This window comes from Streptomyces sp. NPDC053427, assembly GCF_044544985.1.
Taxonomy (GTDB): Bacteria; Actinomycetota; Actinomycetes; order Streptomycetales; family Streptomycetaceae; genus Streptomyces.
Genome location: NZ_JBITYA010000007.1, coordinates 347,104 through 364,541, shown reverse-complemented (window position 1 = coordinate 364,541; position 17,438 = coordinate 347,104). Strand labels below are relative to the sequence as shown.

Here is a 17,438-nt window from a genome sequence, read left to right as displayed (position 1 = left end):
ATGGTTTGTCATGAAATCACCGCCCCCGTCACCCCTTCTTCATGACGCTCCGGACTTCATCCAATAGTTCTAGGTCCAAGGTCCTGGACCCCGTCGGGCACCCCTCCGGCCTGCGCATCTGACGGGCTGTCAGGTGCTCAGGAATTGAGATAGGTGAGGACCGCGAGCACCCGGCGGTGATCCCCGTCACTCTGGGAGAGGCCCAGCTTCAGAAAGATGTTGCTGACGTGCTTCTCGACCGCGCCGTCGCTGACCACCAGCTGCCGGGCGACCGCGGAGTTCGTCCGGCCCTCGGCCATCAGCCCCAGTACCTCCCGCTCCCTGGGCGTCAGATTCGCCAGGACGTCCTGCTTGCGGCTGCGGCCCAGGAGCTGGGCCACCACCTCCGGGTCCAGCGCGGTGCCGCCCTCGGCGACCCGCACCACGGCGTCGACGAACTCCCGTACCTCGGCCACCCGGTCCTTCAGCAGATAGCCGATCCCCCGGCTGGAGCCGGCCAGCAGCTCCGTTGCGTACTGCTCCTCGACGTACTGCGACAGCACCAGAACGCCCAGCTCAGGGTGCTCCCGGCGCAGCCGGATCGCCGCCCGCACCCCCTCGTCGGTGTGCGTCGGCGGCATCCGTACGTCCGCCACCACCACATCCGGCAGCGCTTCCTCGGCCGCCAGCTCCGCAATCACCTTGATCAGCGCCTCGGCATCCCCCACACCCGCCACGACGTCGTGCCCGCGGTCGGTGAGCAACCGCGTCAGTCCCTCCCGCAGCAGCACCGAATCCTCGGCGATGACGACGCGCACCCTGTCCTCCACAGTTCCGCTTCCCCCCACGACTCGTACAACCCCGCCTGCGGCCCCAGCATTCCAGCAACCGGGGGGCGGTGCGGCGGGAGCCGCGGATTCGGCGCGGGTGGGGAGGCCCGCGGAGGCGGGGGCAGGACCGAGGCGGTGCGGGCCGGGGCCGGACCCCCGTCCCGGCCCCGGCCGTCGGCTGCCCGGCCGCTACCGGCTACGCCACGGCAGCTCGGCGGATATGGAGGTCGGGCCCCCGACCGGGGATTCCACGACCAGCAGGCCGTCCACGGACCCGAGCCGCTCGGCCAGGCCCGCCAGACCGCTGCCCGTGCCGGTGGTCGCGCCGCCCCGGCCGTCGTCCGTCACCTGCATCATGATCCGGTCCGCCGAGTGCCAGACATCGACCGTGGCGCGGGTGGCACGGGCGTGCTTCGAGATGTTCTGCAGCAGCTCGGAGACGGTGAAGTACGCGATTCTCTCGATCGCCGCGGCGGGCCGGCTGTCCAGATCGACGGTCACCGTCACCGGCACCGTGCACCGCGCGGCCAGCGCCGACAGCGCCGGGCCGAGCCCCCGGTCGGTCAGGATCGCCGGATGGATGCCGCGGGCCAGATCCCGCAGCTCCTGCAGCGCGACCTTCACCTCGCCGTGCGCCTCGTCCACCATCCGCACGGCGGCATCCGGATCCTCCACCAGCTTCTCCTTGGCCAGGCCCAGGTCCATGGCGAGGGAAACGAGCCGGGCCTGTGCGCCGTCGTGCAGATCCCGCTCGATGCGCCGCAGATCGGCCGCCGCGGTGTCGACCACCACCCCGCGGTCCGACTCCAGCTCCGAGACCCGGCCGGCGAGCGGGGAGGGACCCAGCAGGCCGAGGACCATCACCCGGTCCACCTGCGTCAGCCCGCGGATCAGCCACGGCCCGGCCAGCACCAGCAGCAGACCGAAGGCGCTGATGGCCCCGATCTCGACGGGCGTGTCGAGGTAGAAGCCGTTGGCGTCGCCGTCGCCCCACATCTGGATGCCCGGCACGCCGAGGAACGTGGGGAACGTCCACCGCCACAGCGGATAGGCCAGCAGACACCAGCCGAGGGACCAGAAGATCGTCGCGAAGACGAAGGAGAACAGCGCCCACGGGAAGTGGAAGAAGGAGTAGAGGAAGTGCCGCCAGGACACTCCGCTCTTCAGGACGGCCCCGATCCACCCCATCAGGCCCGGCTTGGCGGCACGGACCGGCTCCGGCTCGGCCACCTCCAGCCCCAGCAGCGCGCGGGCCCGCCCTCGCTCGAGAATGCCCAGCGCGCGGCAGCCCGCCAGCCCGCCGGCCAGCACCGGGATGCCCAGGAACGTGATCAGCAGTCCGGCGCCGAGCGAGATCACCGTTATCGCGTAGCTGAACATCACCGTCGCGATCGGGAGGCTGAGGAAGAGATACAGGAACTCGCGCCAGGTGCGCCCGGAGAACGGGGCGCGCAGTCCCATGGGTACGTGGGAGCCGCGGTGCTGCGGTGCGTATGCGGTATCCATCGACTCGTCGTCCGTCCGTTCTGCCGTATGCCGCGGGTGCTCCGGCTCGTTCGTGCTCTTTTCCGCTACGACAAGCGTCCGCGCCCGACGCCGCCCGCACCATGAGGCTCAGCGCACTCTTTCCCTGGGGTTTTCCCCACCCCCGGACCTGAGGACGAACGCACCCGCCGCCCCGTCCGCCCCGTCAGCTCCCGCCCGTACGCGCCCGCCACGGCAGCTCCGCCGTCACCCGAGTCGGCCCGCCGACCGGCGAATCCAGCACGAACAGCCCGTCCACCGACCCCAGCCGCTCCGCAAGACCGGCCATCCCGCTGCCGCCGTCCAGCCGCGCCCCGCCCCGCCCGTCGTCCTCCACCTGGATCAGCAGCCGGTCCTTGACCCGCCACACCTCCACGGACGCCCGCCGCGCCGCGCTGTGCTTCGAGACGTTCTGCAGCAGCTCGGAGACGGTGAAATACGCGATGCCCTCGATGGCCGGCGCGGGTCGTTCGGCCAGGTCCACGGAGGTCGTGGCGGGCACCGTGCAGCGCCCGGCCAGCGAGGCGAGCGCCGGCCCCAGCCCGCGGTCCGTCAGGATCGCCGGATGGATGCCGCGGGCCAGGTCCCGCAGCTCCTGCAGCGCCAGCTTCACCTCGCCGTGCGCCTCGTCCACCATCGCCGCCGCCGCATCCGGGTCCTCCAGCAGCTTCTCCTTCGCCAGCCCGAGCCCCATGGCGAGCGCCACCAGCCGGGCCTGTGCGCCGTCGTGCAGATCCCGCTCGATGCGCCGCAGATCGGCCGCCGCGGTGTCGGTGACCGTCATCCGGTCCGTCTCCAGCTCGGCGATCCGCCGTTCCAACTCGTCGGAGGGGGAGAGCAGTCCGCGCACCATCGCCCGGTCCACGTTCGACAGCCAGCGCGCCAGCCACGGCAGCGCCGGCCAGGCCACGAGGAGCGAGACGAGCGTGACCGAGAACGTGAGGACGGCCCAGGGCAGCCTGATGAACGCGAACAGCGCATGCCGCCAGGCGACCGGGTCCTTCACGCACGCCCACAGCCAGGGGAAGAACCCCGCCTCCCGCGCCCGCAGCGGACTCGGTTCCTCCACTTCCACGCCGAGCAGCGCCCGCGCCCGCGCCCGTTCCGCCTTCCCGTACTTCCGGCACGCCACCAGGCCGGTCGCGAGCAGCGGCAGCCCGATGACGGTGACGGACAGCCCGATCCCGAGCGCCAGCCAGACCACCAGCACCACGAACGCGAGGACGTCCAGCGGGAAATTGGACAGCAGGTAGGCGATCTCCCGCCACGTCCAGGCGCTGAGCGGCGCCCGGGGCGGCGGTGGTGAGGTGCCGTCAAGGGCTCCATCGGCGGCACTGGGCAACGATCTCTCCGTCATACGCCACAGCCTGCCCGGCCACGGGCCCGGGTGCCATGGGGTTCGTGGGGTGCCGGGGGTGGGGTTTCCCCCACCTTCGCCCCGTCTTCCTCCGCATCGGCGCAGGCCGGTGGCTATCTCGTTATCGCCGGTGGTGGACACGCCGCGGCGGCGGGACCGTATGGTGATGCGGTGCAGAGCGGGAGAGGCGGGGCGATGGCGCAGGGTTGCGACAGCCAGGTGCTGGTGCCGGATCCCGTTGACGGGGACCTCACCAACGAGACGGCCGGTCCGCTCGACGTCCGCGGCTGGGGCTGGGGGGAACGGACCAAGGCCTGGACGGCGGTGACAGCCAGTGTGCTGCTTGCGGCCGTCACCGGGGTCTGCGCGGTCGCGTGGTACGGGAGCGGCGCCGCCCTCTGGCTCGCAGGTGCCGCCGTGCTCGCCGCGGGCGCCGGAGCGGGTACCGGCCTGGTGGCCGGGCGGCCGGGCCACCGTGCACCGGGCGTCGCCCTGTTGCTGCTCGGCGGTGTGCTCGGGGTCGTCGCCTCCTGGCATGCGGTCTCCGGCGGCGCAGCCCGGCTGGCCACCGTAGGACTGACCGTCGCCGCCGTGTTCGCGCTCCTCGGGCTCTGCACGCCACTGGGGCGCGGCGGTCTGACCGGAGCCGCCTCGATCGCGCTCGCGGTGGGCGCCTGGGAGGCCGGTCTCGCGCTGACCACCCCCGCCCGTACGGGTGTTGCCCTCGGCTTCGTCTCCGTCCTGGTCCTCGGGTATCTGCCGCGGCTCGCGCTGATGGCCGCCGGGCTGACCCGGCTGGACGACCGGCGCTCCGGTGGCACGCCGGTCAGCAGGCACCAGGTGGCGGCCGCCCTGGGCGCCACCCACCGGGGGCTGGCCCTGGCCACGGTGGCGATGGCGGCCTCGGCCGGCGCGGCGGGGGTGCTGGCGGTGGACACACCCGGCCTGTGGACCGTGCTCGCCGCGCTGCTGCTCTGCGTCGTACTGCTCTCGCGGGCCCGCGCCTACCCGCTGGCGGTGGAGGTCGTCGCGCTGCTGGCGGCCGGAACCGCCGTATGCGTACGGCTCGTTCTGCTCTGGGCGACGGACGGTGGCGGGCCGGTCGGCGCCCTGGCGCTGCTGGGCGTGCTGGCGGCGCTGCCGGTTGCGATCCTCGCGGTACGGGTGCCCGAGCCCCTCCGGGCGCGGCTGTGGCGATGGCTGGATCTGGTCGAGTCGGCCGGCGTGGTGGCGCTGATCCCGGTGGCCCTGGGAGCCTTCGGGGTCTACACCCTGCTGCTGGGCACGTCCTGACCCGGAAGCTTCGGAGGGAACATGTCAGCGGAAGCGAGCCCCGGAGCGAATACGCCCGGGGGTACGGAACCGGGGCGACCGGGCCTGACGTTGAATAAGCGGGAGGGAGGTGCGGTTTCGGTGAGTACGAGTTCAGGTGCGGGCGCGAGTGCGTCTTCGGGTTCGGCTGCGAGTTCGGCTTCAGCTTCGAGTCCGAGCGCGGGTACGAGCGCGACGGAGGGGGCTGGGCCGATGCCTGCATTGACTGCGCAGAGGATGCCCGGTGGCCTGCCCGCACCGGCCCCTGCTCCCGCACCGGCCCCTGCTCCCGCCGCGGCTCCGGCCCCGGCAGGGCCCGTCGCGCAGGCACCCGCCGCTCAGGCACCCACTGGCCAGGCACCCACTGGCCAGAGATCCACTGCCCAGGCGCCCATGGCGACGCCTCCCACCCCGACACATCTGCCGTCGCGGGCCCCGGGCACGCCGGCTCCCGCCCCATCGGCTCCTGCCCCGTCGGCTCCCGCCCCGTCGGCCCCGGCCGCGTCCGCTCCCGCCGCGTCCGCTCCCGCCCCATCCGCTCCCGCCCCATCGGCTCCCGCCCCATCGGCCCCGTCCGCTGCCGCTCCTGCCGCTGCCCCCTCGGCCCCAGCCCCCGGCCGCTACGGACGTTCCGGTTTGCCGGCCCGCACTCCGGTCTCCGTCCCGCTCCTGCCGCCCGAGCTGGCCGCCGGCCAGCCCAAGCCGCGGCGCGGCGACCCGCTGGCCAGGAGGGCCGGGCGGGCGCTGCGCCGGGTGTTCGCGTCCTCGCCGGCCGCCGAGACGGCCGCCCTCACCCAGGCCGCGTACGCCATCCAGCAGCCCGTGACCAGCGGTCGGCAGATCGCCGTTTCCAGCATCCGCGGCGGCGCGGGCAAGTCCACCGTCGCCGCCCTGCTGGCGCTCACCTATGCGCACTACCGCCCCGACCCGGTGCTCGCCGTCGAGGCCGATCCGGCGCTCGGTACGCTGCCGCACCGCCTCGGCGCCCGCGAGGTGCGCTGGTCGGGCAGCGATCTTGCGGAGATCGTCGATCCCTCGATGCTGATCACGGACCTGACCGGCTATCTCCTGCCGTTCGCGGGCGGCGGCTGGCTGCTGCCCGGCAGCCAGGGGGCGATCGGCACGCGGCTGGACCTCGATACCTACCGGGTCGTGATGACCTCCTTGCGCCGCCACTTCGCCGCCACCGTGGTGGACTGCGAGACGCTGCCCGCCGAGGTGGCCCGCACCGCCCTGGTGACGACCCAGGCGCGGGTACTGGTCACCCCCGCGACCCCGGAGGGCGTGGCGGCCACCCGGTCCGTGCTGAACTGGGTCGGCGGGCTGCACCCCGGCCTGCTGCCGACCACGGTGGTCGTGCTCACGCACTCCTCGCCCGACGCCGGTCTCGATGTACGCAAGGCGGCCGAGCATCTGGGTGCCGGGGGAGCGGCGGTGCTCCCGTTGCCGTACGACCGCCATCTGGCGGCGGGCGGAGCCATCCGGACGGAACTGCTGGGCGAGCGGACACGAGAGTCGGCGGCCCGGATCGCGGCCGAGGTGATGGACCGCGCCGTCTCGCGGGAGCCCGGCAGGCGGAACGTCCAGTCCCCGCACGCCCAGTCCCCGCACGCCCAGTCTCCGTACGTCCAGTCCCCGCAGGCCGCGCAGCAGCCCCTCCAGGGGTATCCCCAGCAGTCGCCTCCCCAGCAGGTGGTCCACGCCCCGGGGCAGACGCCCGTCATGCCGGGGACCGGAGCCTCCGGGCCCGCCCCCGTACCGCCGCAAGCCGGCGTCCCCGGGCCCGCACCCGTACCGCCGCGGCCGATGCCACGGCCGACCCCGACATCCCATTCGGCCCCGACGTCCCACCTGACTCCGACGTCCCACCCGACTCCGGCCCCTGCGCCGCAGTCGACTCCCACGTCCCACCCCACCCCTCAGCAGATGCCGCAGCCCCTGCCCCAAACGCCGGCGCAGCCCCACCCGCAGCCCGCGCAACCGCTACCCGCGACCCCGCCCCGGTCACCCGCCCCCACCGACGCCGACGGCCCCGACACCCGCAGCCCCTTCGACGGCGGCCCCAAACGCTGATCCGGAGCTGCACCGTCCGGTCCGTGAGACGGTCCCTGAGACAATCGGCCGCGACGTCTACGCTGCCGGCCGCCCAGGTAGGGCGAAGTGGGGACAACCCCACCCTCCGCGACGACGCGGCTGCTCAACGCGGCCGGAGCAGGGCCTAGACTCCGGTCCGTACAGATCGTCGAAGTCGTTGAACAAGCGCAGTCAGGGAGCGAGGGGCGGACGTGCCGGACACGACCGTACGCACCACCATCGCCGCGGATTATTTCGAGGGCTACTCGGTCGTAGGGCTCATCGCCGTGATCGGCGTGCTCTTCGTGGCCGTGGCCTTCGGGGCCGGGCGGTTGCTGCGGCCTGTGGTGCCGACGCCCGAGAAGCTGCTGACGTACGAGTGCGGCGTGGACCCCGTCGGCGAGGGCTGGGCGCACACCCAGGTCCGCTACTACGTCTACGCCTTCCTCTACGTCATCTTCGCCGTCGACTCGATCTTCTTGTTCCCCTGGGCGACGGTCTTCGCCGCCCCCGGCTTCGGTGGCGTGACGCTGGTGGAGATGTTCATCTTCCTCGGCTTCCTCGCCATCGGCCTGCTCTACGCATGGAAGAAGGGCGTCCTGGAATGGACGTGAACCCCGCCCCCAACGGATCCGCAGCCGCGTCCGAGGGCGCCGGCCCCGAGTTCCTGCCGGAGCCGCGGCGCCTGGGGACCCTGGCCCGGCTCGCACCCGAACCGATGAAGGTGGTCCTCAACTGGGGCCGCCGCTACAGCCTGTGGGTCTTCAACTTCGGCCTCGCCTGCTGCGCCATCGAGTTCATCGCCGCGTCCATGGCGCGCCACGACTTCATCCGGCTCGGCGTGATCCCGTTCGCGCCCGGCCCGCGCCAGGCCGACCTGATGGTCGTCTCCGGCACGGTCACCGACAAGATGGCGCCCGCGGTCAAGCGCCTCTACGAGCAGATGCCCGAGCCGAAGTACGTGATCTCCTTCGGGGCCTGCTCCAACTGCGGCGGCCCCTACTGGGACTCGTACTCCGTCACCAAGGGCGTCGACCAGATCATCCCGGTCGATGTGTACGTACCGGGTTGCCCGCCGCGTCCCGAGGCGCTGCTCCAGGGCATCCTCAAGCTTCAGGAGAAGATCGCGCGCGAGTCGCTGGGCGAGCGGTACGGACATGGCGGCGGCGCCCGGCCGTCGGCGGCCGCGCTCCGCAGCGGGCTGGTCGCGCCGCCGGCCCCTGAGACCGAGGAGCCGAAGACGGCGGGGGAGGAGCCCCGATGAGCGACCGGAGCGAGACGCCCGAGCAGCCCGAGCAAGCTGTCGACCAGCCCGAGCAGGCCGTCGAGCAGCCCGTCGAGCCGGTCGCCGAGCCGGTGGTCGGCTGGCTGCCGCGGCCCGCGAGCGAGATCTTCGGTACGGGGGCCACGGCGGAGCTGGCATACGACCTGCTGACGGTCGACGTCCCGGTGGACGCCTGGCTCACCGCCCTGACGGCCGCCCGCGACGACCTCGGCTGCACCTACTTCGACTGGCTGAGCGCCGTCGACGAGCCCGGCACCGGCTTCCGGATCTGCGCGCACCTCGCGGATGTGGCGCACCCGGGGACCGTCCGCCGGCTGGTCGTCCGGACGACCGTGCCGCACGACGCCGCCGCGCTGCCCACCGCCGTGGAGGTGTTCGCCGGCGCGGGCTGGCACGAGCGCGAGACCCACGAGATGTTCGGCGTGGACTTCACCGGCCATCCGCACCTCGTACCCCTGCTGCTCCCGGAGACCTTCGAGGGCCATCCGCTGCGCAAGGACTTCGTGCTCGCGGCGCGCGTCGCCAAGGCGTGGCCGGGTGCCAAGGAGCCGGGGGAGTCCGAGCACGGCGGGCCCAAGCGGCGCCAGATGCTGCCGCCGGGCGTGCCCGACCCGAACGAATGGGGTCCGTTGAAGGGCCAGCTGCCGCCTGCGCCCGCGCGGCCTGCGCGGGGCGCGCGGGCGGCGGGTGCCGCCGCGGGCGAGCGCCCGGCGCGGCGTACGCGGACGGCGAGCGCGGGCTCGGCCGGCCAGCAGGCGACGGGGGCGGCGGGCGAGGCCGCGGAGGCTCCGGCGGCCGCGGCGCCTGCCGAGCGCCCGGCGCGCCCGGCGCGGCGTACCCGGTCGGTGAGTGAGGGCTCGGCGAGCCAGCAGGCGGAGGCGGCTCCGGCGACGGAGACCCCGGCGAAGACGGACGCCCCCAGCTCCTCCGACGCCCCCTGGCACCACGCCCGCCCGGCCTTCGACGAGACGGCGAAGAAACCCGAGGCGGCGGAAAAGCCCGAGGCGACGGAAAAGCCCGAGTCCGAGGCAAAGCCCGAGCCTGAAGCGAAGCCCGAGCCCGAGGCGGAGCCCAGCGCCGGCAACGACAACAACACAGGCAACGCCACGGCCAACGACACCGTCAACGACGTGGCCAACGACCGCGACCAGGCAGGAGGCGACACCTCATGAGCGACACCCTCGACATCGCCCTGCGCCTTCTTGCCGTCTTCGTCGTCTTCCTGGTCTTTCCGCTGGTCGTCGGGCAGACCGAGCACAAGGTCATGGCCCATATGCAGGGCCGCCTCGGCCCCATGTACGCGGGCGGCTTCCACGGCTGGGCGCAGCTGGTCGCCGACGGCGTCAAGTTCGCGCAGAAGGAGGACGTCGTCCCGGCGGGTGCCGACCGGCGGATCTTCCAGCTCGCACCGGCCGTCGCCCTGCTGCCGTACCTCCTGGTCCTGATCGCCATTCCGATCGGCCCGCACAACGCCGTGGGGCAGGCCCTGGACGCGGGCATCTTCTTCGTACTCGCCGTCATGGGCGTCGGCGTGCTCGGCTCGCTGATGGCGGGCTGGGCGTCGGCCAACAAGTTCTCGCTGCTCGGCGGTCTGCGGACGGCCGCGCAGCTGCTGGCGTACGAACTGCCGATGCTGCTCGCCGCCGCGTCCGTGGCGATGGCGGCCGGCACGCTCTCGCTGCCCGGCATCCTGGACGCCTTCCACTGGTGGTGGGTGCCGTGGCAGATCGTGGGCGGGGTGGTCTTCTTCACCGCCGGGCTCGCCGAGCTGCAGCGGCCGCCGTTCGACATGCCGATCGCCGACTCGGAGATCATCTTCGGCGCGTACACCGAGTACACCGGGCTGCGCTTCGCGCTCTTCCTCCTGGCCGAGTACGCGGGCATCGTCGTTCTCTGCGCCCTGACCGCCGTCCTCTTCCTCGGCGGCTGGCACGGTCCGTTCGGCCTCGACGGCCTGGGCTGGCTGTGGACGCTGCTGAAGACCGCGATCCTCGCCTTCGGCGTCATCTGGCTGCGGGTCACCTACCCGCGGCTGCGCGAGGACCAGCTGCAAAAGCTCGCCTGGACGGTCCTCATCCCGCTCGCCCTCGCCCAGATCGCCGTCACCGGCGTCGTCAAGGTGGTGATCTCGTAATGGGCATCCCCGGCAGCGGCCTCGCCAAGGGCCTGGCCGTCACGCTGCGCACGATGACGAGGAAGTCGGTCACCGCGCAGTACCCCGACGTCCAGCCCGACCTCGCGCCGCGCACCCGCGGCGTCATCGGGCTGTTCGAGGAGAACTGCACGGTCTGCATGCTGTGCGCCCGCGAATGCCCGGACTGGTGCATCTACATCGACTCCCACAAGGAGACGGTGCCGCCCGCCGCGCCCGGTGGCCGCGAGCGCAGCCGCAATGTGCTGGACCGCTTCGCCATCGACTTCGCGCTGTGCATGTACTGCGGTATCTGCATCGAGGTCTGTCCGTTCGACGCGCTCTTCTGGTCGCCGGAATTCGAGTACGCCGAGACGGACATCCACGAGCTGACCCATGAGCGCGACCGGCTCCGCGAGTGGATGTGGACGGTGCCCGAGCCGCCCGCGCTCGACCCGGCGGCCGAGGAGCCCAAGGAGATCGCCGCCGCCCGCAAGGCCGCGGACAAGCTCGCCGCCCAGCAGGCAGCCGAAGCCCAGCAGGCAGCCGAAGCCCAGCAACAGGCCCAGGACACCAAGGAGGAGGGAACGTGACGCTCGCCGCCGCTGTCAGCCACGGCTTCCTTTCGCCCACCGGTGTCGAGATCGCCTTCCTCCTGGTCGGCATCGCGACCCTCGGCGCGGCCGCCGTCACGGTCACCACCAAGCAGCTGGTGCACGCCGCGCTCTGGCTGGTGGTTTCCCTCGGCGGGATCGCCGTCGAGTACCTCCTGCTCACCGCGGAGTTCATCGCCTGGGTGCAGGTGCTGATCTACGTCGGTTCCGTGGTCGTCCTCCTCCTCTTCGGACTGATGCTGACGAAGGCGCCCATCGGCCGCTCCCCGGACGCCGATTCGGGCAACCGCTGGGCCGCGCTGGTCGTGGCCGTCGCCGCGGCCGCTGCGCTGGTCTGGGTCGTCGTCGACGCGTTCCGGGCCACCTGGATCAACCTCGACGGCGCCGTCCAGGGCTCCACCGAGGCCTCCGGGCGCACCCTCTTCCAGTACTGGGTGCTGCCCTTCGAGGCGCTGTCCGTGCTGCTGCTCGCCGCGCTCGTCGGCGCGATCGTGCTGTCCCGCAAGGCCGGTGAGGGCAAGGCCCCGGCGGCGGCCCTCAGGAACGGCGTCTCCCGCGCCCCCGCCCCGCGAGAGGACCAGCGCTGATGCATCTCGCCTATCCGGCCGTCCTCGCCGTCCTCCTCTTCTGCATCGGTCTGTACGGCGTGCTCGCCCGCCGCAACGCGATCCTGGTGCTGATGTCCGTCGAGCTGATGCTCAACGCCGTCAACCTCAACCTCGTCGCCTTCGACGTCTGGCTGCGCGACACCCTGCACGCCGGCCAGGCGCTGACCCTTTTCACCATCGCCGTCGCCGCCGCCGAGATCGGTATCGGCCTGGCGATCGTGCTGCTCGTCTACCGCAACCGCGGCAGCTCCGACATCGACCGGCTCCGTGACCTCGCGGAGCGGCCGGACGGTACGGATGCCACGGACCACGGCGCGCAGCCGCAGCCGGACACCCAGGCGGAGGCCACCGCGTGACGCTCACGACCACCGCCGTCCTCGTTCCCCTCCTGCCCTTCCTCGGGGCCGTCGCCGGCCTCCTCCTGGGGCGCCGCGCGCCAGGTTTCGTCCGGCCGCTGGCCGTGCTGCCGACGCTCGCCGCCGCCGCGCTCGCCCTCAGCGTCGCCGTCGAGCAGGGCGGCGGTCCGGCCACCGACGTCGCCACCCGGTTCACCCCGACCGGCTCCGTCCCCATCGACCTGGCGCTGCACATCGACGGCTTCGCCGCGCTGATCGCCGTCCTGGTCGGGGTCGTGGCCACCTGCGTGCAGATCTACTCCACCGGCTATCTGCGCGACGATCCGCGCTACCCCTCCTACGCCGCGCTGGTCTCCCTCTTCACCTCCGCGATGCTGCTCGTCGTCTACACCGGCGACCTGATGCTGCTGCTGGTCGGCTGGGAAGTCATGGGCATCTGCTCGTACTTCCTCGTCGGCCACTACTGGGAGACCGAGGCCGCCCGTGCCGCCTCCCTCAAGGCCTTCCTCGTCACCAAGCTCGGCGATGTCCCCTTCCTCTTCGGCATCTTCGCGCTGGCCGTCGACGCCGGTACGTTCCGGATCACCGGAATCCTCGGCCAGGTCGCCAGCGGCGGCCTGGACCACCCGACGCTGATCGCGCTGTTGCTGCTGGCCGGTGTCGCGGGCAAGTCGGCGCAGTTCCCGCTGCACACCTGGCTCCCGGACGCGATGGCCGGCCCGACCCCCGTCTCGGCGCTGATCCACGCGGCGACCATGGTCGCCGCCGGTGTCTATGTCGTGGCCCGGCTCCTCCCGGTCTTCGCCGCCTCCGCGGCAGCCCTGGTCGTGCTCGCCGTCATGGCCGCGATCACCATGGTCGGCTCCGGCCTGGCCGCGCTCGCCCAGGACGACATCAAGCGCGTCCTGGCCTATTCGACGATCGGCCAGCTCGGCTACATGCTCGGCGCGCTGGCCGTCGGCGACCGCGGCGCCGCCGTCTTCCACCTCCTCTCGCACGGCGCGTTCAAGGCCCTGCTCTTCCTCGGCGCGGGCGTGATCATCCACGCCTCCGGGACGAACTCGCTGGCCGCCATGTCCCGGATGAGCGGCCTGTCCCGGCGCATCCCGGACGCCTACTGGACGGTCACCGTGGCGCTGCTCGCGCTCGCCGCGATTCCGCCGTTCGCCGGCTTCTTCTCCAAGGAAGCCGTCCTGGGCGCCGCCGAACACGCCGCCACCGGTGGCGCGCACGGCATTCCCGGCGCGGCCGGCTGGACGGTACTGATCTCCGGACTGCTCACCGCCCTCCTCACCGCGGCCTACGCCGCCCGTCTGTGGCTGCTCGCCTTCAAGGGCAAGGGCACCGAGGTCCCCGACCACGGTCCCCAGCCCGTCGTCATGAACGCCACGCTCTGGGTGCTGTTCGTCCCCACCGTCGCGTTCGGCCTGGCGGGCCCCTACCTGCCCGACTGGTTCGACGGGCGCTCGCTCACCCCCACCCTCAACACCTCCGTCCTGGGCACCGGCGTCGCCCTCGTCGGCGGCCTGGTCACCTACGCGACCTGGCGCCACACCAGCGCGCTCGCCGCCCGCGCCCCCCTCGGAGCGGTGGCCGTCGCCCCCGACGCCGCCCCCGGCCTCGCCGAGGAGCTGGCCATCGAAAGCCACGCCCCCGCCTACGGCGATGTCGCCGGCGCCCCGGACCCGGCCGACCCCGGCCGCCTCCTCCTGGGCCCGCTCCACCGCCACGCGGCCGCCGGCTTCCACCTCGACGCCGTCTACTCCGCGCTGTTCGTCCGGCCCGTACGCGCCGCCGCCACGCTCGTGCGCTTCCTCGACCGCGAGGTCGTCGACACCTACGTGCGCGGCGCGGGCACCGCCCCCCGCTGGCTGGGCGCCGCCGTCCGCCGCGCCCAGACCGGCAATGTGCAGACCTATCTCGGCGCCCTGCTGGCGGGCTCGCTCGTTCTGGCCGTCGCCGCCGTCCTCGTCGCTACGGGCACGGGAGCCTGACCGTGCTGCAATCCTCCGGGGGACGACCCCCGTACCCCCAGCCGACGGACCTCGCGGCCTGCCTCGTCGGAGCCGAAACCCTGAGGAGGGCCTGACCCGTGAATCACACCGCCATGCAGATCCTCCTCGCGGGCGTCGTCGTCCTTCCCCTCGTCGGCGCGCTCGCCGCGCTGCTCCCCGCCCCGCCCGGCCTCCGGGGCCGCAACCCCGATCAGGCCGTGCTGCGCCACGGAGTGACCGTCACCGGCGTCGTCCTCGCCGCCGCCCTCGCGCTGGCCATCGGCTTCGACCACGACCACCCGGCCCGTATGCAGGCCACCACCGACATCAGCTGGATCCCGGCGCTCGACATCCGTATCCACCTCGGCGTCGACGGCATCTCGCTCCCCCTTGTCGTCCTGACCGCGCTGCTGACCTTCCTCTGCGCGCTCTACAGCTACTTCAAGATGCCAACGGGCCCGTCACCCAAGGCATTCGTGGCTCTGCTGCTCACCCTCGAGGCCGGCACCCTCGCCAGCTTCGCCGTCCTCGACCTGATGCTGTTCTTCCTCGCCTTCGAGATGGTCCTCATCCCGATGTACTTCCTCATCGCCCGCTGGGGCGGCGCCGGAAAGCAGGCGGCGGCCTGGAAGTTCATCCTCTACACGCTGCTCGGCTCGGTCGTCATGCTGCTCGGCCTCCTCCTCATCGGCGTGAAGTCCGGCACGTTCGACATGGTCGCACTCGCCACTGACAACGGCCCGAAAGCCCAGCTCAGCCACACAGTTCAGCTTCTGGCGGTGCTCGCGATCGGCATCGGACTGGCCGTCAAGGCCCCGATGTGGCCGCTGCACAGCTGGCTGCCGGACGCGCACACCGCGGCCCCCACCGTCGGCTCCGTGCTGCTGGCCGGCGTCCTGCTGAAGATGGGCACGTACGGCTTCGTCCGCATCGCACTGCCGATCACGCCCGAGGGCATGCACACCTTCGCCCCGTACCTCGCCGCGCTCGCCGCCATCGGCATCATCTACGGCTCCCTCGCCTGCCTCGCCCTGGTCCGCAAGGGCGCCAAGGGCGACCTCAAGCGCCTGATCGCGTACAGCTCCGTCGGCCACATGGGATTCGTCCTGCTCGGCATCGCGAGCATGACCCCCACCGGCGTCAACGGCGCGCTGTTCGCCAACATCGCCCACGGTCTGATCACCGGCCTGCTGTTCTTCCTGGTCGGCGCCCTCAAGGACCGCTACGGCAGCACCGACCTCGACACCCTCGCGGGCAGCACCGGCGCCGCCCTGTACGGCAGGGCCCCGCGCTTCGGCGGACTCCTCGCCTTCGGCGCCGTCGCCTCGCTGGGCATCCCCGGACTCGCCGGCTTCTGGGGCGAGATGCTCGCGATGTTCGGCGCCTTCCGCCCGGCCGCGGGGCTCAGCCGGCCCGCCTTCCTGACGTTCATGGTCATGGCCGGCCTCGGCACCCTGCTGACCGCCGCCTACCTGCTGCTCGTCGTCCGCCGCGTCTGCATGGGCGGCCATGTGGTGGCCGAGCCGGCCCCGCTGGGAGCCGACGGGTCCGCCCCGGCGCTCGTCATCCCCGACATCGCGCGTCACGAATACGCGGCCTGGACCCCCCTCGCCGTCCTCACCGTCCTCGCCGGACTGTGGCCCGCGGCCCTCCTCGGCCTCACGAACCCGGCCGTCCAGCAGCTCCTCGGAGGCGGTAAGTGATGAGCTCGGTCACCTCTCTGGTCCAGTCCGTCGACTGGCTCGCCATCGCGCCGCCCACCATCACCGCGGCCGTCGCCCTGGTGGTGCTCGTCGCCGACCTCTTCCTGCCCGCCACCAGGAAGCCGCTGCTCGGCTGGGTGGCGACCGCAGGCCTCGCCCTGGCGGCGCTCTCCCTCCTGCCCCTCCTGGACGGCGACCGCCGCACCTTCTGCCTCACCGGCCACCCGGACGTGTGCAGCTATGTGGCCGACCCGTTCACCCTCGTCATCCAGTTCCTGGTGCTGGCCGGGGCGCTGCTGACCGCCCTGCTGTCCATCGACACCATCAAGGATCACGACCTGCCCACCGGGGAGTACTGGTTCCTGCTGCTCTCCTCGGCGGCCGGCGCCGCCCTGCTGCCCGCCTCCCGGGACCTCGCCACCCTGGTCATCGCCCTCGAAGTGGCCTCGCTGCCCGCCTTCGCCCTGGTCGGGCTGCGGCGCGGCGACCGGCTCTCCTCCGAGGCGGCCCTGAAGTTCTTCCTCTCCTCGGTGGCCGCCACCGCCGTGATGCTGCTCGGCGTGAGCTTCCTGTACGCGGCCACCGGGAGCCTGCATCTGTCCCGGGTGGCGCACACCCTCACCGACCTGCCCGACCCCCGGCTGGCGACCCTGGCCACCGCGGGCGTCGCACTCACCCTCGTCGGCTTCGCCTTCAAGACCGCGGCCGTCCCGTTCCACTTCTGGGTGCCCGACACGTACGTCGGCGCGCCGCTGCCCATCGCCGCCTACCTCTCCGTGATCGGCAAGGCCGTCGGCTTCTCCGGCCTGATCCTGGTCACGGTCCAGGGCTTCCCCTCGTACGCCAACGTCTGGGGCCCGGCGCTGGCCGTCCTGGCCGCGCTCACCATGACCGTCGGCAACGTCGCCGCCCTCCGCCAGGACCCGCGCCGCGCGCACAGCGCCGTACGCCTGCTCGCCTGGTCCTCGGTCGGCCAGGCCGGCTACCTCCTGGTCCCCATCGCGGCGGCCGGCTACGCCGACAACCCGGCGCACGCCATCGGCTCCACCGTCGCCTACGCCCTGATGTACGGCGCGGTGAACCTCGGCGCCTTCGCCATCGCCGCCCTGGTGGCCCGCACCAGCCCCGCCAACCGCCTCACCGACTACCGGGGCCTGTACGCCCGGCGCCCCCTGGTGGCGCTCGCCCTCGGCTTCTTCCTGCTCTGCCTGGCGGGTCTGCCGCCGGGCATCATCGGCCTCTTCGCCAAGGTGACGGTGTTCTCGGCGGCGGTCGACGCGGGCCTGGCCTGGCTCGCCGTCGTCATGGCCGTCAACGTCGTGATCGCGCTCTACTACTACCTCCAGTGGACCGCGATCCTCTTCCGGGGCGCCGAGGCCGCGGCCGCGGACCGTCCCGCGCCGCACGCCAAGATCCCGGCCGCCCTGACCACCGCCATCACCCTCGCCACGGTGCTCGGCATCGCCCTCTCCGGCGCCCCGCAGCTCGTCCTGCGCTTCGCCTCGGGGGCGCTCCTCTGAGGCCTGTCCGGTGGATCACGGCCGGGGCCGCCGCGGCCGCCGTCCCGCCCTGCCCGGCACCGCGCCGCGCCGCGCAGGCAAGGGAACCACCCCTCCCCATCTCGCGTTGACCAGTGAGTAAGGGTCCACTGGAGAGTGGAGATAAGCAGCACA

General features: G+C 72.7%; 15 protein-coding genes. 12 read left to right on the top strand and 3 right to left on the bottom strand.

Features of this window, described 5'->3' with window-relative positions; genetic code table 11:
* Window positions 1–137: 137 nt before the first annotated feature.
* The 3 genes from ACIGWZ_RS21905 to ACIGWZ_RS21895 form a co-directional block, all read right to left on the bottom strand.
* Window positions 138–797 carry a response regulator gene (locus tag ACIGWZ_RS21905; RefSeq protein WP_400067034.1) on the bottom strand — a complete coding sequence of 220 codons (660 nt, stop codon included), beginning with the start codon at window positions 795–797 and terminating at the stop codon, window positions 138–140.
* Window positions 798–998: 201 nt separating this feature from the next.
* Window positions 999–2,315 carry a sensor histidine kinase gene (locus tag ACIGWZ_RS21900; protein WP_400067032.1) on the bottom strand — a complete coding sequence of 439 codons (1,317 nt, stop codon included), beginning with the start codon at window positions 2,313–2,315 and terminating at the stop codon, window positions 999–1,001.
* A gap of 184 nt (window positions 2,316–2,499) precedes the next feature.
* On the bottom strand, window positions 2,500–3,690 hold the full coding sequence (locus ACIGWZ_RS21895; protein ID WP_400067030.1) for a sensor histidine kinase: 1,191 nt from the start codon (window positions 3,688–3,690) through the stop codon (window positions 2,500–2,502).
* A 171-nt stretch (window positions 3,691–3,861) separates the two neighbouring features.
* Here ACIGWZ_RS21895 and ACIGWZ_RS21890 point away from each other — a divergent pair, with 171 nt between their 5' ends.
* The 12 genes from ACIGWZ_RS21890 (at window position 3,862) to ACIGWZ_RS21835 (ending at window position 17,285) form a co-directional block, all read left to right on the top strand.
* Window positions 3,862–4,983, top strand: a complete 1,122-nt coding sequence (locus ACIGWZ_RS21890) for a secretion protein snm4 (RefSeq protein ID WP_400067029.1) — start codon at window positions 3,862–3,864, stop codon at window positions 4,981–4,983.
* Between the two features lie 654 nt (window positions 4,984–5,637).
* Window positions 5,638–7,074: a hypothetical protein gene (locus ACIGWZ_RS21885; protein WP_400067027.1), complete on the top strand. Its 1,437-nt coding sequence runs from the start codon at window positions 5,638–5,640 to the stop codon at window positions 7,072–7,074.
* Between the two features lie 212 nt (window positions 7,075–7,286).
* Complete coding sequence (locus tag ACIGWZ_RS21880) at window positions 7,287–7,688, top strand: NADH-quinone oxidoreductase subunit A (protein WP_400067025.1); 402 nt, start codon at window positions 7,287–7,289, stop codon at window positions 7,686–7,688.
* Window positions 7,679–8,338, top strand: a complete 660-nt coding sequence (locus tag ACIGWZ_RS21875; RefSeq protein WP_400067023.1) for an NADH-quinone oxidoreductase subunit B — start codon at window positions 7,679–7,681, stop codon at window positions 8,336–8,338. Before ACIGWZ_RS21880 ends, ACIGWZ_RS21875 begins: the two co-directional genes overlap by 10 nt.
* Entirely contained in the window at window positions 8,335–9,531 is a 1,197-nt protein-coding gene (locus ACIGWZ_RS21870; protein ID WP_400067021.1) for an NADH-quinone oxidoreductase subunit C, read from the top strand. Before ACIGWZ_RS21875 ends, ACIGWZ_RS21870 begins: the two co-directional genes overlap by 4 nt.
* A complete protein-coding gene (locus tag ACIGWZ_RS21865; protein ID WP_400067020.1) occupies window positions 9,528–10,493 on the top strand; it encodes an NADH-quinone oxidoreductase subunit H in 966 nt (321 codons plus the stop codon). Before ACIGWZ_RS21870 ends, ACIGWZ_RS21865 begins: the two co-directional genes overlap by 4 nt.
* Complete coding sequence (locus tag ACIGWZ_RS21860; protein WP_400067018.1) at window positions 10,493–11,083, top strand: NuoI/complex I 23 kDa subunit family protein; 591 nt, start codon at window positions 10,493–10,495, stop codon at window positions 11,081–11,083. Before ACIGWZ_RS21865 ends, ACIGWZ_RS21860 begins: the two co-directional genes overlap by 1 nt.
* Window positions 11,080–11,691: an NADH-quinone oxidoreductase subunit J gene (locus ACIGWZ_RS21855; protein ID WP_400067016.1), complete on the top strand. Its 612-nt coding sequence runs from the start codon at window positions 11,080–11,082 to the stop codon at window positions 11,689–11,691. Before ACIGWZ_RS21860 ends, ACIGWZ_RS21855 begins: the two co-directional genes overlap by 4 nt.
* Complete coding sequence (nuoK, locus tag ACIGWZ_RS21850) at window positions 11,691–12,068, top strand: NADH-quinone oxidoreductase subunit NuoK (protein WP_400067014.1); 378 nt, start codon at window positions 11,691–11,693, stop codon at window positions 12,066–12,068. The genes ACIGWZ_RS21855 and nuoK overlap by 1 nt, the downstream gene beginning before the upstream one ends.
* On the top strand, window positions 12,065–14,062 hold the full coding sequence (locus ACIGWZ_RS21845) for an NADH-quinone oxidoreductase subunit L (protein WP_400067012.1): 1,998 nt from the start codon (window positions 12,065–12,067) through the stop codon (window positions 14,060–14,062). The genes nuoK and ACIGWZ_RS21845 overlap by 4 nt, the downstream gene beginning before the upstream one ends.
* A 113-nt stretch (window positions 14,063–14,175) precedes the next feature.
* Window positions 14,176–15,765, top strand: a complete 1,590-nt coding sequence (locus ACIGWZ_RS21840; protein ID WP_400067275.1) for a NuoM family protein — start codon at window positions 14,176–14,178, stop codon at window positions 15,763–15,765.
* Window positions 15,765–17,285 (top strand): NADH-quinone oxidoreductase subunit N, encoded by a 1,521-nt coding sequence (locus ACIGWZ_RS21835; RefSeq protein ID WP_400067010.1) that lies wholly within the window; start codon window positions 15,765–15,767, stop codon window positions 17,283–17,285. Before ACIGWZ_RS21840 ends, ACIGWZ_RS21835 begins: the two co-directional genes overlap by 1 nt.
* The last annotated feature ends 153 nt before the right edge of the window (window positions 17,286–17,438 follow it).

Bases quoted from the DNA above. Each gene is read 5' to 3' on its own strand.
- ACIGWZ_RS21895 (WP_400067030.1), bottom strand. From the start codon at position 3,690: ATGACGGAGAGATCGTTGCCCAGTGCCGCCGATGGAGCCCTTGACGGC.
- ACIGWZ_RS21870 (WP_400067021.1), top strand. From the start codon at position 8,335: ATGAGCGACCGGAGCGAGACGCCCGAGCAGCCCGAGCAAGCTGTCGAC.
- ACIGWZ_RS21835 (WP_400067010.1), top strand. From the start codon at position 15,765: ATGAGCTCGGTCACCTCTCTGGTCCAGTCCGTCGACTGGCTCGCCATC.
- ACIGWZ_RS21865 (WP_400067020.1), top strand. From the start codon at position 9,528: ATGAGCGACACCCTCGACATCGCCCTGCGCCTTCTTGCCGTCTTCGTC.
- nuoK (WP_400067014.1), top strand. From the start codon at position 11,691: ATGCATCTCGCCTATCCGGCCGTCCTCGCCGTCCTCCTCTTCTGCATC.
- ACIGWZ_RS21840 (WP_400067275.1), top strand. From the start codon at position 14,176: ATGCAGATCCTCCTCGCGGGCGTCGTCGTCCTTCCCCTCGTCGGCGCG.
- ACIGWZ_RS21900 (WP_400067032.1), bottom strand. From the start codon at position 2,315: ATGGATACCGCATACGCACCGCAGCACCGCGGCTCCCACGTACCCATG.
- ACIGWZ_RS21875 (WP_400067023.1), top strand. From the start codon at position 7,679: ATGGACGTGAACCCCGCCCCCAACGGATCCGCAGCCGCGTCCGAGGGC.
- ACIGWZ_RS21860 (WP_400067018.1), top strand. From the start codon at position 10,493: ATGGGCATCCCCGGCAGCGGCCTCGCCAAGGGCCTGGCCGTCACGCTG.